The sequence below is a fragment of the Intestinimonas sp. RTP31139st1_F5_RTP31139_211217 genome (assembly GCF_040226735.1).
Lineage (GTDB): Bacteria > Bacillota > Clostridia > Oscillospirales > Oscillospiraceae > Intestinimonas > Intestinimonas butyriciproducens.
Window position 1 is genome coordinate 89,178 of the sequence record NZ_JBCOAQ010000006.1, and the last position, 13,124, is coordinate 102,301.

General features: G+C 63.7%; 15 protein-coding genes. 10 read left to right on the forward strand and 5 right to left on the reverse strand.

Annotation, left to right across the window (positions count from 1 at the left end; all coding sequences use genetic code 11):
- The first annotated feature begins 64 nt into the window (after nt 1–64).
- The 3 genes from ABUA09_RS06720 (at nt 65) to ABUA09_RS06730 (ending at nt 3,117) form a co-directional block, all read left to right on the forward strand.
- A complete protein-coding gene (locus ABUA09_RS06720; protein ID WP_279202927.1) occupies nt 65–1,291 on the forward strand; it encodes a DUF2812 domain-containing protein in 1,227 nt (408 codons plus the stop codon).
- On the forward strand, nt 1,284–2,423 hold the full coding sequence (locus tag ABUA09_RS06725) for a DUF2812 domain-containing protein (RefSeq protein ID WP_279202926.1): 1,140 nt from the start codon (nt 1,284–1,286) through the stop codon (nt 2,421–2,423). The genes ABUA09_RS06720 and ABUA09_RS06725 overlap by 8 nt, the downstream gene beginning before the upstream one ends.
- Nucleotides 2,424–2,511: 88 nt before the next feature.
- Nucleotides 2,512–3,117: an FMN-dependent NADH-azoreductase gene (locus ABUA09_RS06730; protein WP_279202924.1), complete on the forward strand. Its 606-nt coding sequence runs from the start codon at nt 2,512–2,514 to the stop codon at nt 3,115–3,117.
- Here ABUA09_RS06730 and ABUA09_RS06735 read toward each other — a convergent pair.
- The gene (locus ABUA09_RS06735) at nt 3,114–3,509 is read right to left on the reverse strand and encodes a DUF2752 domain-containing protein (protein ID WP_058117089.1); all 396 of its coding nucleotides are present in this window, start codon (nt 3,507–3,509) and stop codon (nt 3,114–3,116) included. The genes ABUA09_RS06730 and ABUA09_RS06735 overlap by 4 nt on opposite strands.
- The gene (locus ABUA09_RS06740) at nt 3,499–3,855 is read right to left on the reverse strand and encodes a DUF4234 domain-containing protein (RefSeq protein ID WP_033117471.1); all 357 of its coding nucleotides are present in this window, start codon (nt 3,853–3,855) and stop codon (nt 3,499–3,501) included. The genes ABUA09_RS06735 and ABUA09_RS06740 overlap by 11 nt, the downstream gene beginning before the upstream one ends.
- Before the next feature lie 62 nt (nt 3,856–3,917).
- Between ABUA09_RS06740 and ABUA09_RS06745 the strand changes: the two genes are divergently transcribed.
- The 3 genes from ABUA09_RS06745 to ABUA09_RS06755 all read left to right on the forward strand — a co-directional run bounded on the left by ABUA09_RS06745 (nt 3,918) and on the right by ABUA09_RS06755 (nt 5,956).
- Nucleotides 3,918–4,919: an asparaginase gene (locus ABUA09_RS06745; protein WP_195608339.1), complete on the forward strand. Its 1,002-nt coding sequence runs from the start codon at nt 3,918–3,920 to the stop codon at nt 4,917–4,919.
- A gap of 138 nt (nt 4,920–5,057) precedes the next feature.
- Entirely contained in the window at nt 5,058–5,588 is a 531-nt protein-coding gene (locus ABUA09_RS06750; protein WP_195973773.1) for a helix-turn-helix domain-containing protein, read from the forward strand.
- Nucleotides 5,589–5,761: 173 nt separating this feature from the next.
- Nucleotides 5,762–5,956 carry a DUF2188 domain-containing protein gene (locus ABUA09_RS06755; RefSeq protein WP_058117086.1) on the forward strand — a complete coding sequence of 65 codons (195 nt, stop codon included), beginning with the start codon at nt 5,762–5,764 and terminating at the stop codon, nt 5,954–5,956.
- A gap of 57 nt (nt 5,957–6,013) precedes the next feature.
- Here the strand turns inward: ABUA09_RS06755 and recR are convergent, their stop codons facing one another.
- The 3 genes from recR to ilvA form a co-directional block, all read right to left on the reverse strand.
- On the reverse strand, nt 6,014–6,616 hold the full coding sequence (gene recR, locus ABUA09_RS06760) for a recombination mediator RecR (protein WP_058117085.1): 603 nt from the start codon (nt 6,614–6,616) through the stop codon (nt 6,014–6,016).
- A gap of 58 nt (nt 6,617–6,674) precedes the next feature.
- Nucleotides 6,675–7,322, reverse strand: a complete 648-nt coding sequence (gene rpe, locus ABUA09_RS06765) for a ribulose-phosphate 3-epimerase (RefSeq protein WP_033117476.1) — start codon at nt 7,320–7,322, stop codon at nt 6,675–6,677.
- 307 nt (nt 7,323–7,629) lie between these two features.
- Nucleotides 7,630–8,844 carry a threonine ammonia-lyase gene (gene ilvA / locus ABUA09_RS06770; RefSeq protein WP_058117084.1) on the reverse strand — a complete coding sequence of 405 codons (1,215 nt, stop codon included), beginning with the start codon at nt 8,842–8,844 and terminating at the stop codon, nt 7,630–7,632.
- Between the two features lie 206 nt (nt 8,845–9,050).
- Here ilvA and ABUA09_RS06775 point away from each other — a divergent pair, with 206 nt between their 5' ends.
- From ABUA09_RS06775 to ABUA09_RS06790, 4 genes are all read left to right on the forward strand, one after another.
- Complete coding sequence (locus ABUA09_RS06775) at nt 9,051–9,749, forward strand: 5-bromo-4-chloroindolyl phosphate hydrolysis family protein (RefSeq protein WP_033117478.1); 699 nt, start codon at nt 9,051–9,053, stop codon at nt 9,747–9,749.
- A 35-nt stretch (nt 9,750–9,784) separates the two neighbouring features.
- Complete coding sequence (locus ABUA09_RS06780; RefSeq protein WP_058117083.1) at nt 9,785–10,987, forward strand: toxic anion resistance protein; 1,203 nt, start codon at nt 9,785–9,787, stop codon at nt 10,985–10,987.
- 46 nt (nt 10,988–11,033) lie between these two features.
- On the forward strand, nt 11,034–12,215 hold the full coding sequence (locus ABUA09_RS06785) for a TPM domain-containing protein (protein WP_349949227.1): 1,182 nt from the start codon (nt 11,034–11,036) through the stop codon (nt 12,213–12,215).
- Between the two features lie 239 nt (nt 12,216–12,454).
- Complete coding sequence (locus ABUA09_RS06790; protein WP_195615291.1) at nt 12,455–13,123, forward strand: response regulator transcription factor; 669 nt, start codon at nt 12,455–12,457, stop codon at nt 13,121–13,123.
- Nucleotide 13,124: the final 1 nt, after the last annotated feature.

Sequence of the window (13,124 nt, forward strand, 5' to 3'; positions counted from 1 at the left end):
CCCCGGGGATGAGCCCCGCCCCGGCGGTCCTACTGATCCGCCCTGGAATGGGAGGTGTCGTCAAATGAAACATAGTAAACTCCGCCTTTTTCGGTACCTGGCCCCCGACGCGAAGGCCATGGAGGCCGAGCTCGACCGTATGGCCCGCTTGGGTTGGGCGCTGCGGTGGCTCCACTGCGGACTGGCCTGCTTCCGCAGGACGCAGCGCCGGGACCTCTCCTACTGCGTGGAGCTGTGCCCCGCCAACCGCGCCGGGGAGGAGGATGCCGGCTATCTCCGCCTCTGCGCCGACGCTGGCTGGGAGCTCCGCGCCCAGTCCGCCGGCTTCCGCGTTTTCGCCTCCTCTCCCGGCGCCTGCCCCGCCCCCCTCCAGACAGACCCCGCCCTGGATTTCGAGGTCAATTGGAAGACGGTCCTCCGGCAGGCCCAGTGGAACTTTCTCCATCTCCCCTTTGTGCTGGCCTTCAACCTCCTCCTGGACCTCTTCACCGCCGCCCGCCCCATCCACTGGTGGGGGGTCTTCCTCTCCCTTCCCCACCTGCTGCTCCTGCCCTGTCTGCTGCTGGTCCTGCTGTGGGACACGGCCAGCTTTCTCTGGCTGGGCGCCTTCCGGAGGCGCTGCCGTGGGGCCGCGGGGTCCGGCGCGCCGCTTCCCGTCCCTTCCCGCAGGGCCGCACGGGGGCGTATGCTCTGCTCCACCCTCGCCTCCCTGTTGCTGCTCCTGTCCCTGCTTCTGACCTTCTGGCCGTCTCCGGGGCGTATCAACGACCTGGTCTATCCGGCGGACCTCTACCCTGTGGTCCGCTCCGGCGACCTGAGCGGCGGCGCGGAGGACACTGGGAGTGGCTACCTGCTGTGGGAGGGCTCCCCCCTGCTCTGTCACGCCCAGTCCCTCACCTTTCTTGCGCATACTCCCGTCCGCACCGACTACTATCTCTGCCGCTGGGGCTGGCTGGCCGACGCGGTGCGGGATTCTCTCCTGGCCGAGGAGCAGAGTGAAAACGCCCCGCATTTTCATGCTGCCCCCATCCATCCGGAGCCGATAGAGCTGGGTTTCGACCGGTCCTGGCTGTACATCGGTCCGGACGGCTGGCAGTCCCTCCTACTGGTGGAAGGAAACGTGGTCGCCTCCGTGGAGGGTCCCGCCGATTTTACCGATCCGGCGGTCCTGGACATGGTCCGGGCCCGTCTGGAGCTGGAAAAAAGCCCAGACCCTGCGCCGGAGGCCCGGCCGGTCGGGATGTCCGCCCCGGTAAAACAGGCGCAAGGAGTGGAGGGATTCCATGCATAAGACGGAACGATGGGTGCTCTTCCCCTATCTCGCTATGGACTATAAAGCCGCTGAGGACTGGCTCAATCAGCAGGCCCGCGCCGGCTGGCGGGTCGCCTCCTTCGACTTGAGGGGCTGGACGGTCTACCTGCTCCCCGCGGACCGGCCGGACATCCGCTACTGCGTGGATCTCTCCGGAGAGAAGGCCCGAAACCAGGAGAGCTACCTGGCCCTCTGCCACGAGGCGGGCTGGGGACTGGTGGAAACAGTGCGCTCCATGAACGTTTTCTGCACGCTGCCCGGCGCGGACCCCGCCCCCATTCAGACCGACCCCGGCCTGGAGCGGGACCGGTTCGAGCGGATCTACTTCTGGAAGAGCTGGCTGCTCCTTCTCTTCATGCTGTTGTTCCCTCCCCTGCTGCTGAGCCTCCTGTGGCTCCTCCTTGAGGGGGGCGACCCTGCCTTCTGGTACAGCTTTCCCCTCTTCCTCCTCTCCAGCCCGGAGGGCGTCTTCTCCGCGCTGTTCTGCTCCCTGGTCGCGGCGGTGGTGCTCTGGCAGCTCGGCTCCATGCTGCGCTATTTCCTCCGCTGCCGGGCCGCCGTCCGCTCAGGCGGCGAGATGCCCGTCCCCAGCGCCCGCCAGGCCCGCCTGCGGGGAACAGGTGAGTTTCTGCTGCTCATCGCCTATGTACTGCTGTTGGTCCTCCGGCTGGTGGACATGTCCGCTCCCAGCTACCCCGTCACCTATTTCCCGGAAGAGCGGGACAGTCTGCGCTCCAGGCCGGTCATCATGGCGGAGGATGTGGGGCTGCCTCCCGGCGAAGTGCTGGGGAGGCTGGAGGAGACCGGCTCCCCCCTTCTGCAGCATATCAGCTATCTGGACTACGCCGGTCAGGGCATCGCGACCGACTCCTATCTCTCCTGCCTGGAACCCCTGGCACGCTGGACGGCCCTGGCCCTGCGCCGCACCTCTGAACTTCCGCTGGCGCCTGTGGAGTTGGGCTTTGACGAGAGCTGGAGCTACACCGGGGAGGACGGCTTCCACATCCTTCTCCTTCGCCAGGGCAAGACGGTGTCACGGCTCTCCGGCGCCGTGGACTGGACCGCCCCCGCGCTGCGGGAGGTCCTGCGGACGCGGCTGACGTCAACATGAGCGGTCCCTCTGGTAGAAACGCCCATTCCGGTGTATACTAGAGTTTGCTTCCCATATGGGAGCATTTGCTGCTATGGAGGGATCTGCTATGTCTGAACTGCTTTTTGTCAACGCCTGCGTTCGGGGCGCGCGCTCCCGCACTCTGGCCCTGGCGCGGCATTTTCTCACGGAATATGAAAAAAGCCACCCGGGGGACCGGGTGACGGAGCTCAATCTGATGGAGGAGCGGCTGGAGCCCCAGTACCCCGAGGTACTGGCGGAGCGGGATACGCTGTGGAACGCCGGTCGGCTGGAGGAGCCCATGTTTGCCCCCGCCCGGCAGTTCGCCGGAGCGGACCGCATCGTCATCGCCGCTCCATTCTGGGACCTCTCCTATCCCGCCATCCTGAAAATTTACCTGGAGCGCATCTCTGTGACCAACCTCACCTTCGGCTATGACGACGCCGGGAACAGCGTCGGCCTCTGCCGGGCGAAGCGGCTCCTCCTCATCACCACCCGCGGCGGAAACTTCTCCCTCCCGGAGACCGCGTGGATGGAGTCCGGGGCCCGCCACCTGCAAGCCCTGTGCGCCATGTACGGCATCCCCGACTTCCAGCTGCTCTGCGCGGAGGGGCTGGACGACGTGCGCAACGACAAAGCCGCCCTGCTGGCCGGGGCCATGGCGCAGGCGGAGGCGCTGGCGCCCAACTTTTAACCGGGCGCCAGTGCCTCCATTCCGGGTAGGTTCCGCAGCACGCCGAAAACCAGCAGGAAGGCCGCCATGGCCCAGATGACGGCCTGCTCCGCCCGGGTGGGGCGGGTGCGCCCCTGCCGTACATAGGCCCCGGCCAGCCGCGCCAGTAGTATGCCCAAGGGCGCCGCCAGCACCATCAGGGCCGGGTTCCACCTCCAGGCCGCGGGCAGATCCAGGCGCAGCAGAGCCATACACATCCGGGACACCCCACAGCCCGGGCACCAGAGTCCGGTCACGGCATGGAAAGGACATGGCAGGTACCAGCCCGTAAGGCCGCAGAAAAGCGCATAGGCGAGCCCGATCCCCAGGACCAGGCCCGCCCGCCGCAGGAGTTCGTTTCTTCTAGAAGGCATCGCCGGTGCCGGGGGTATAGTGGTTGACCTCATTCTGCATCAGGGCCCAGGCTACGATATCCAGCCCGAAAATGGAGAGTACCAGATACAGGATGGACAGGCTACCCGTAGGCGTACCCTGTTCCGCCCGGGCCGCGTCCAGCTTTTCGCCCATCTTGTAGCACCAGTAGATGCTGTAGATGCCGCAGCTGAGCAGTGTAAACAGAATGACCATGCCGCCGCTGGTGCCGGGCCGCCCCGTGACCTCGTTGATGTCCTCGTTCAGGCAGTAATACCAATAGATACCGTAGATCCCACAGGTGATGATGCTGAGCACCACACACATACCAACGCTGCGATACTTCATGTTTGTAACCTCGCTTTCTCTTTCTCTATACGTAGTATACCTGTTCATTGGAGGAGAATCAAGTGAAACATATTCTTTTGCTTACCACCGGGGGGACCATCGCCTCCCGGCCCACGGAGGAGGGACTGGCTCCCGGCATGGACGGGGACGCGCTGACCCGCCATTTTCCCCTGCTCTCCGAGAATTACGCACTCACAGTCCGCGATATCCTGCACCTGGACTCCTCCAACATCCAGCCGGAGGAGTGGCAGCTCATCGCCCGCGCTGTCCACGATCAGCGCGCCGCATATGACGGCGTGGTGATCACCCACGGCACCGACACCATGGCCTACACCGCGTCGGTGCTCAGCTTCATGCTCCGCGGCATTCCTATCCCCGTGGTGCTCACCGGCTCCCAGCTCCCCATCGAACACCCGCTCACCGACGCGCTGGAGAACCTGCGCATCGCCTTCGCCATGGCCGCCTCCGGCACACCCGGCGTCTTTGTGGCCTTTGACCGCAAGGTGATCCTGGGATGCCGGGCGGTCAAGACCCGCACCAAGGGCTTTGACGCCTTTGAAAGTGTCAACTGGCCTCCTGCCGCCCTGGTGGACGGCGGTGGGCTGCATATCGATCCCGCCGCGCTGCCCCCCGCCGCCGGGGATCGCTGCACGCTCCGGGACGAGCTGTGCAGGGACGTCTTTCTCATCAAGCTGACCCCCGGTCTCAATCCGGAGATCTTCGACATGCTGCTGCAAATGCATTATCGCGGGGTGGTGATCGAGGCCTTCGGCGCCGGGGGACTCCACTTCATCCGCCGGGACCTCATCTCCAAGCTCCACAAAGCGGCTCAGGCGGGCATGTCCGTTGTGGTCTGCTCCCAGTGCCTCTACGAGAGCAGCGACTTCACCCTCTATCAGGCCGGACAGCGCGCGCTGTCCCAGGGCGTGATCCAGGGCTATGATATGACCACAGAGGCGGCGGTTACAAAATTGATGTGGGTGTTAGGCCAGACGGAAGATCCGGTCCAGGTGAAAGCCTATTTTGCAAAGAGCCTGGCAGGCGAGGTATCCCTGCCGCAGTGACTGTCTTGCATGTTTAGTGGGTATCTTAACCGGTGCCCACTCATTTTTTGCATTTTTGCCCGAATGCAGGTTGACAAGCGTATCTCTGCGCAGTATGATAGGTGCAAGCGATAGTATTTTGTTAAGGATGGTGTTATCATGGCTGCCAACCTCGCTTTGAAAGAGCTCCGTGAACGCCAGGGGCTGACCCAGTCCGGACTTGCCCGCAGGCTCGGTATCAGCCGCGGCACGGTATCGCAGTGGGAATCCGGCGCCTCCAAGATCAGCTCCGCCAGGCTGGAGCAACTATCCGACATTTTCAATGTGGACATCAGCCGCCTGACGCAGTCCACGGCGTCCGCTCCGGCCTCCGCCGGCGTGGGGGAATGTCCGGACGCCGCCGCTCCTGTACCCGTTCCGCCCGCCTGCGAAGGCGCCGCCGCCGTTCTGGAGAAATTTTGCAGTCTTGCCGCCCAGATGCGCTCTCTGCGCAACCAGTTCGACCTGTCGGAGCTGGAGCAGGCGGTCCAGGAGGCCCAGAGCCTGATCGACGCCTTTGAGATCCCTATCCTGAGCCTGACCACCGAGCAGTTCACCGCCGGCGCCTCCTCTCTCTCGGAGGAGGCCCTGTTGGCCCGCTACAGCCGTCTGCTGAAAAAGCGGGTCTCTTCCCCCAGGGAAGACCAGTGACACAAAAAAGGGGGCTCCGCTGCTGGCACAGCGGAACCCCTGGAGAAAACGCGGCCCACGGCCGGCGCAGTCCGTTTTTATTGTATCGAAATGCCGGCCAAAAGTCAATGTTTTCTCTTTTTGTGTGCGGTTCTCCATACCATCACACAAAAGGAGGAGGTGTACATACCCCCATGGACCACAGAGCAGATCTCTACGTGCTGCCCCACCCCAAAGGCGGCTGGCAGGTCCGCCGCCATGCCGCCGCCAAGGCCATCCGGCGGGTGGCGTCCTACCAGGAAGCCCTGGAGATCGCAGCGCGGATGGCTGCAAACGAGCAGTTATCTCTCCTGGCCCGGTATCGTCCGGCCGGGGAACCTTCCGCCTGAGCCGTCGGGCTCTGCCAAAACACGGGGGCGCGTCCTAGTCGGACGCGCCCCCGTGTTTTACATCTCTCTCCGCCCTTCCAGCGCCCGCATCAGCGTGGCGTCGTCGGCATACTCCAGGTGGCCTCCCACCGGGACCCCATAGGCCAGCCGGGTGATCCTCACGCCAAAGGGCCGCAGGAGACGGGCCAGATACATGGCCGTGGCCTCCCCCTCCGTGTCCGGGTTGGTGGCCATGATGACCTCCTGCACCTCGCCCGAGGCCACCCGCTCCAGCAGTTCCTTGATGTGAAGATCATCGGGACCCACATGGTTCATGGGAGAAATGACCCCGTGGAGCACATGGTAGCGCCCCTGATACTCCCGGGACCGCTCCATGGCGATGACATCCTTGGGATCGGCCACCACACATACCGTTCCGCCGTCCCGCTTGTCGCTGCGGCAGATGGCACAGGGCCCCTCGCCCTCCGTCAGGTTCTGGCACACCGGACACAGAGAGATGGCCCGCTTGGCGGTCACGATGGCGTCGGCAAACGCCTGTGCGTCCTCGTCGGGAAGGGACAGCACAAAAAAGGCCAGCCGCTGGGCGCTCTTGTTGCCGATGCCGGGCAGCCGTGCAAACTGCTCCGTCAGCTTTTCCAGGGCCGGGGGAAAATACTGCATAGGATATTACCTCCAACGATTGGTCTGTGCATTTTTTCCGATGACGGGCCCAGAGAGGTTACCCTCTCAGGGCCGCGATGGCAACCGCCGGGTCCGGCGCACCGTACACCGAGGAACCGGCCACCAACACGTTGGCTCCGGCGGATACCGCCTGACGTGCGGTGTCAGGATCGATCCCTCCATCCACCTCCAGATTGCAGTCCGGCTGATAGCGGTCGATATACCGGCGGATCGCCTCCAGCTTGGGAAGCTGATCGGCCATGAACTTCTGTCCGCCGAAGCCGGGCTCCACTGTCATCACCAGCACCAGCTCCACACCCAGCTCCAGGTAGGGGAGCACCGCTTCGGCCGAGGTGATGGGCCGCAGGACGATCCCCCGCTTCACCCCGCGCTCCTCCATGCGCCGGAGGGCCTCCCGGATGCGGAGCGGCATATCGGCCTCCAGGTGGACCGAGAGCAGATCGGCGCCGGCGTCGGCAAAGGCATCCACATAGCGCCCCGGCTTTTCCACCATCAGATGGACGTCCAGAAACATCTCCGTGTGCCTGCGGATGGACGACACCACCGGCACGCCGATGGAGATGTTGGGCACGAACATGCCGTCCATCACGTCCACATGGAGCCAGTCGGCGGAATCCACCCGCCGGATCTCCCGCTCCAGATTGCAAAAATCCGCTGAAAGGATGGAAGGAGCAATTTTAATCATCTTTTCATCTCTCCTTATGGAAAATAAAATCCTTTTGCGGTATGCTCTTCCCATACCCGGTCCCGCAGAGGGGCACCGAGGCGTCGCCGCCGGCATAGGATACGACAAGCGGCAGGCGGCTCGCAAAGGCGGGCCGCAGGCGCCCCGGGACAGCCGCCGGCCTCCCACGGCAGCGCGCGGAAGCGTGCCGGCCTGGCGGCCCCACGCCGTCTCCCGGTCCGGCGGCGACGACCCGGCGGCCCACCGCACGAAGATAGCCGCCCCCCGGAGGTCCGCCTCCGGGGGGCGGCAACAGATATTCAAGGGGCTACACGCTGGTGGTCATGACCTCGCGGACGTCGTAGCCCCCGTCCTTCACCGCCTTGATGATCTCCTGCTTGTGGACATGCCCAAAGGCCTCCAGCGTCACGCGCAGTTCCACGCCGCTCTGGCGGTTGATGTTGACGAACTGGTTGTGCTCCAGGCGAATGATGTTGCCGTTCTGCTCCGCCACGATCTCCGCCACCCGCACCAGCTCGCCCGGCCGGTCAGGCAGCTGCACCGAGAAGGTGAATACCCGTCCCCGGCTCACCAGGCCGTGCTGGACCAGGGAGGAGACGGTGATGACATCCATGTTGCCGCCGGAGAGCACGCTCACCACATTCTTGCCTGTGCAGTCCAGATGGGCCAGGGCGGCTATGGACAGCAGCCCGGCGTTCTCCACGATCATTTTGTGCTTTTCCATCATATCCAGGAAGGCATCCACCAGCTCCCGGTCCTCGATGGTGAGGATGCCGTCCAGATTCTGCTGCACATATGGGAAAATCTTGTCCCCAGGGGTCTTGACGGCCACGCCGTCCGCGATGGTCTCCACCCTGTCCAGGCTGACCACATGGCCCGCCTCCAGGCTGGCCTTCATGGAGGCCGCGCCAGTGGGCTCTACGCCGATGACCTTTACATTGGGGTTGAGGAGCTTGGCCAAGCTGGCCACCCCCGCGGCAAGGCCGCCGCCGCCCACGGGCACCAGAATGATGTCCACCTCCGGCAGATCGGAAAATATCTCATAGGCGATGGTCCCCTGTCCGGTGGCCAGAATGGGATCGTTGAACGGGTGGATGTACGTATAGCCCTCCGCCTCCGCCAGTTGGGAGGCCAGCTCCGCGGCGTCGTCAAAGACGGCGCCGTGCAGGATGACGTTGGCCCCGTAGTCCTTGGTGTTGTTCACCTTCACCAGGGGCGTGGTGGTGGGCATGACCACCGTTGCCTTCACGCCGGCGGCCTGGGCGGCGTAGGCCACCCCCTGGGCGTGGTTGCCAGCGGAAGCGGTAATGAGGCCCCGCGCCTTCTCCTCCGGGGTGAGGGTGCTGATCTTATAGTAGGCGCCCCGGATCTTGTAGGCGCCGGTCACCTGCATGTTTTCCGGTTTGATATAGACATGGTTCCCCGTGGCTTTAGAAAAAGCCACGGAGTGGACCAGATGGGTGTCCGCGATCACGCCCGCAAGCACACTGCGGGCGGCCTTGAAATCCTCCAGCGTCATCATTGACCATCGCTCTCCCTCTTCGTTTACAGCTATAACTATATATAATAATAAGTTTTCCACCCCCTGTCAACCATCCTGTCCACGGTTCCCTTCCGCTTTTGCAAGGGCATCCCGCGTCCTAAGACAGGCAAAGTAAAACGGAATCCCATTGACACCCTTCCCACGGAAGGGTACAATAATTTTGTATCTTCTCTAAGGAGGCAGTTATGGCTAAGGTAGTAAAAAAATCTGTGGTCCCCATCTATGCGGTGGCCGTGGTGTGGCTGATCTTCGGGCTGTTCCTGCCCCTGTACCGGCCCCTCCATTATGCGGCGGCGGCGGGTGCCTCCCTGGCGGTCTTTCTCATCGCCAAGGCCATCTGGCCGGATCGCAGCTTCGAGACCCCGGAGACCGCGAAGGACTCCGATCCCCAGGCGGAGGTGCCCCCCAAGGCGGAGGAGAAAAAGGCCCCTTCCACCGGCAATCCCGAGCTGGACGCCCTGATCCAGGACCGGGACCGGGCCGTCTCTGAAATGCGTCGTCTCAACGACGCCATCGAGGACCCCACCCTCTCCGCCCAGATCGACCATCTGGAGGAGATCACCAAGAAGATCATCGCCTATGTGGTGGAGCACCCTCAAAAGCTCTCCCAGATCCGCAAATTCATGAACTACTATCTCCCCACCACCCTCAAGCTCCTCAATGCCTATGACAGGATGGGCTCCGCTGGCGTGTCCGGCACCAACATCGACGGCACCATGGGAAAGATCGAGACGATGATGGACACGGTCACCAAAGCCTTCGACAAGCAGCTCGACGCCCTCTTCGGCGACGAGGCCCTGGATATCTCCACCGACATCACCGTGATGGAAAACCTGTTGGCCCAGGAAGGACTGACGGGCGAGCAACTCCGCAGCGAGTCCTGACGGGCCTGCGGCGCAACTAGAAAGGATGGTTCAATATGGCCGACAACACCGATTTCACCCCTGAACTGACGCTGACCCCCGATATGGGTGCGGCGGCCGCCGCCGAGGCCCCCAAGGCCCCCGACGCGCCCAGCCTGACCCTGAATCCCACCGTGGCTCCTGAGGACGCCGCCGAGGCCCAAAAGGTCCGGGACGCTAACGCGGTCAAGCTGGATGAGAGCCAGCTCACCGAGGCGGAGCGCAAGATGGTCAACGAGTTCGCCCAGAAGATCGATATCAAGGACTCCAACGTGGTCCTGCAGTACGGCGCCGCCGCGCAGAAGAATATCGCCTCCTTCTCTGAAAACACCCTCAATTCCGTCCGCACCAAGGACCTGGGCGAGATCGGCCAGTCCCTGGCCGGTCTGGTAGGAGAGCTGCAAAACTTCGGCCAGGAGGAGAAGAGCGGTCTCTTCGGCTTCTTCCAGAAAAAGAAAAACGATCTGGAGTCCATGAAAGCCCAGTACGCCAAGGCCGAGACCAACGTGAACAAGATCGTGGCCGTGCTGGAGGGCCATCAGGTGACCCTGATGAAGGACATCGCCATGCTGGACCAGATGTACGATCTCAACACCAAGTACTACAAGGAGCTCACCATGTATATTCTGGCGGGCAAGAAGCGCCTGGAGCAGGTCCGCGCCGGCGAGCTGGAGGAGCTGCGGAAAAAGGCCGCCCAGAGCGGGACCCAGGAGGATGCCCAGGCCTACAACGACCTGGCCAACATGTGCTCCCGCTTTGAAAAGAAGATCCACGACCTGGAGCTCACCCGTATGATCTCCATCCAGATGGGCCCCCAGACCCGGCTCATCCAGAACAACGACGCCCTGATGCTGGAGAAGATCCAGTCCTCCCTGGTGAACACCATTCCGCTGTGGAAGAGCCAGATGGTCCTGTCGCTGGGTCTGGAGCACTCCCGGCAGGCCACGGCGGCCCAGAGCGCCGTCACCAACATGACCAACGAGCTCTTGCAGAAGAACGCCGATATGCTCAAGATGGGCACCATCGAGACCGCCAAGGAGGCCGAGCGTAGCGTGGTGGATATCCAGACCCTGCAGCACACCAATCAGCAGCTCATCTCCACCCTGGACGAGGTCATGAAGATCCAGCAGGACGGCGCCCAAAAGCGCCGGGAGGCCGAGCTGGAGCTGGGACGGATCGAGGGCGAGCTCAAGCAGAAGCTGCTGGAGCTGCGCGGTTGAGCCGGACGCCTTTTGTACCTGTGGGATACGAAAATAAGGAGTGCCTATGAAGTTCTTTCAAAAACGCAGCGTAGCGGTGGTCCTCACCCTTCTGATCATCCTGGCCTCCATCGGCCTGGGTCAGGTCCGGCGTCCCGTACAGTCCTCCCCCGCGCCGGAGCCCGCCGATCCCTCAGCGCTGGACACCAGCCTGAACACCTCCGGCTACACAGACTGGCTGTGGGACGAGGCCGGTGTGCTCTCCGATGCCACAGAGGAGACGTTGTGCCTCTATAACGCCAACTGGGACGCCCGTTACGGTATGATCATGGCGGTGGCCGCAGTGTCCGACACCGACGGCATGGCCATCGACACCTACACCTATCAGCTCGGCAACGACATTGGTCTCGGCTCCCAGGACCTGCTGCTGGTAATGGACGTGGGTGGGCAGGACGCCTTCCTGATCCCGGGCGACAGCGTGACCTCCGCCCTGAGCGACTCCGTGATCACCCAGTACATGGACCAGCACTACGACGCATTCATGGCCAGGGATTACGACACCTTCGCCCTGGGGGTGTTCTCCTCCTTCCAGACGTTCTTCGCCTCCCATCTGAACGCCGCACAGAGTACGCCGGCGCCCGGCTATGCCGAGGGTTACGCCCGGGATGTGAGCTGGGTGGTCCAGATCTTTTTCCTCATCCTTCTGATCCTCATCGTATTCTCCATCATCGACAGCACCCGATACACCGCCTACCGCAGAAGATATTACGGTATGGGGGTCCCCCCGGTGGTCTTTCGCCCCCTTCTCTTCTGGCACGGGCCTGGCTACGGCTGGTATCGGCGGCGCTGGCGCCAGCCTCCTCCTCCGCCCGGAAGGGGTCCACGTCCCCCCAGAGGGCCGGGAGGCGGACCCACGCCCCCGCGGGGCGGCGGTTTCAGCTCCGGTCCCAAGGGCGGCGGCTTCAGCTCCGGCTCCAGAGGCGGCGGCTTCGGCGGCGGTTCCAGGGGCGGCGGCTTCGGCTCCGGCTCCAGAGGCGGCGGCTTCGGCTCCGGCTCCAGGGGCGGCGGCTTCAGCTCCGGCTCCAGAGGTGGCGGCTTCAGCTCCGGCTCCAGAGGTGGCGGCTTCAGCTCCGGCTCCAGAGGCGGCGGCTTCGGCGGCGGTTCCAGGGGCGGCGGCTTCGGCGGCGGTTCCAGGGGCGGCGGCTTCGGCGGCGGTTCCAGGGGCGGCGGCTTCGGCGGTCGCCGGTAATTCGCGTCCCTCCATACCTGACGGGTATCCAGGCTGTCGGAAAAGCTCAAAATGGCTTTTCCGACAGCCTTTTGATCGTTTCAACGGGAGACACACCGGGGGCTGCCGCCCCTTTTCGCACGACTCCCCCGATTCTTATCCCGGGTAGCCCCCTTCCTTCGGCAAGCCGCATATTTTCCAATCCGACACAACTCCAACACATTTTTTTGGTATCCTGCGTATCGAGGAGGGGATCGACAATGGCTGACCGGATCCTGATTGTGGAAGATGAGCCCCGCATGCGGGATATCCTCCGGGACTATTTCCATGCCCACGGGGTGGAGGCCGACCTGGCCGCAGACGGCGCGGCGGGTCTGGACCGCTTCCGGGAGCGTGACTACGACGCGGTACTGCTGGACGTGATGATGCCGGGCCTGGACGGCTACGGCGTGTGCCGTGCCATCCGCCGGAAGAGCCGGGTCCCCATCCTCTTCCTCACGGCCCTGGGCGGGGAAACCCATGCGCTGGAGGGCTACGGGCTGGGCGCGGACGACTATGTGATCAAACCCTTCTCCCTGGCCATTCTCCTGGCCAAGACCACAGCCCTGATCCGCCGCAGCCGCGGCACCTCCGACGGCACGCTGATCTGTGGGGAAATTCGGCTGGATACCGGTCGCATGGCCTGTACAGTATGTAATACTGCTGTCAAATTATCCCCTCGGGAGTACGACCTGCTCCTCTGCCTCCTGCGCAACCGCGGCAGGGTCCTCTCCCGTGAGCAGCTGCTCACCCGTGTATGGGGCTGGGATTTTGAGGGGGAGCTCCGGGCGGTGGACGTCCAAATCAAAAACCTTCGCGCCGCGCTGGGGCCCGCGGGCGGACAGATCAAGACCGTGGTCAAGGCGGGCTACAAGCTGGAGGAGGCGTGAA

Coding starts and splice junctions, on each gene's coding strand:
- recR (WP_058117085.1), bottom strand. CDS start 6,616: ATGCAGTATTTTCCCCCGGCCCTGGAAAAGCTGACGGAGCAGTTTGCA.
- ABUA09_RS06775 (WP_033117478.1), top strand. CDS start 9,051: ATGGCTAAGGTAGTAAAAAAATCTGTGGTCCCCATCTATGCGGTGGCC.
- ABUA09_RS06790 (WP_195615291.1), top strand. CDS start 12,455: ATGGCTGACCGGATCCTGATTGTGGAAGATGAGCCCCGCATGCGGGAT.
- ABUA09_RS06725 (WP_279202926.1), top strand. CDS start 1,284: ATGCATAAGACGGAACGATGGGTGCTCTTCCCCTATCTCGCTATGGAC.
- ABUA09_RS06780 (WP_058117083.1), top strand. CDS start 9,785: ATGGCCGACAACACCGATTTCACCCCTGAACTGACGCTGACCCCCGAT.
- ilvA (WP_058117084.1), bottom strand. CDS start 8,844: ATGATGACGCTGGAGGATTTCAAGGCCGCCCGCAGTGTGCTTGCGGGC.
- ABUA09_RS06755 (WP_058117086.1), top strand. CDS start 5,762: ATGGACCACAGAGCAGATCTCTACGTGCTGCCCCACCCCAAAGGCGGC.
- ABUA09_RS06785 (WP_349949227.1), top strand. CDS start 11,034: ATGAAGTTCTTTCAAAAACGCAGCGTAGCGGTGGTCCTCACCCTTCTG.
- ABUA09_RS06735 (WP_058117089.1), bottom strand. CDS start 3,509: ATGCCTTCTAGAAGAAACGAACTCCTGCGGCGGGCGGGCCTGGTCCTG.
- ABUA09_RS06750 (WP_195973773.1), top strand. CDS start 5,058: ATGGCTGCCAACCTCGCTTTGAAAGAGCTCCGTGAACGCCAGGGGCTG.
- rpe (WP_033117476.1), bottom strand. CDS start 7,322: ATGATTAAAATTGCTCCTTCCATCCTTTCAGCGGATTTTTGCAATCTG.
- ABUA09_RS06720 (WP_279202927.1), top strand. CDS start 65: ATGAAACATAGTAAACTCCGCCTTTTTCGGTACCTGGCCCCCGACGCG.
- ABUA09_RS06730 (WP_279202924.1), top strand. CDS start 2,512: ATGTCTGAACTGCTTTTTGTCAACGCCTGCGTTCGGGGCGCGCGCTCC.
- ABUA09_RS06740 (WP_033117471.1), bottom strand. CDS start 3,855: ATGAAGTATCGCAGCGTTGGTATGTGTGTGGTGCTCAGCATCATCACC.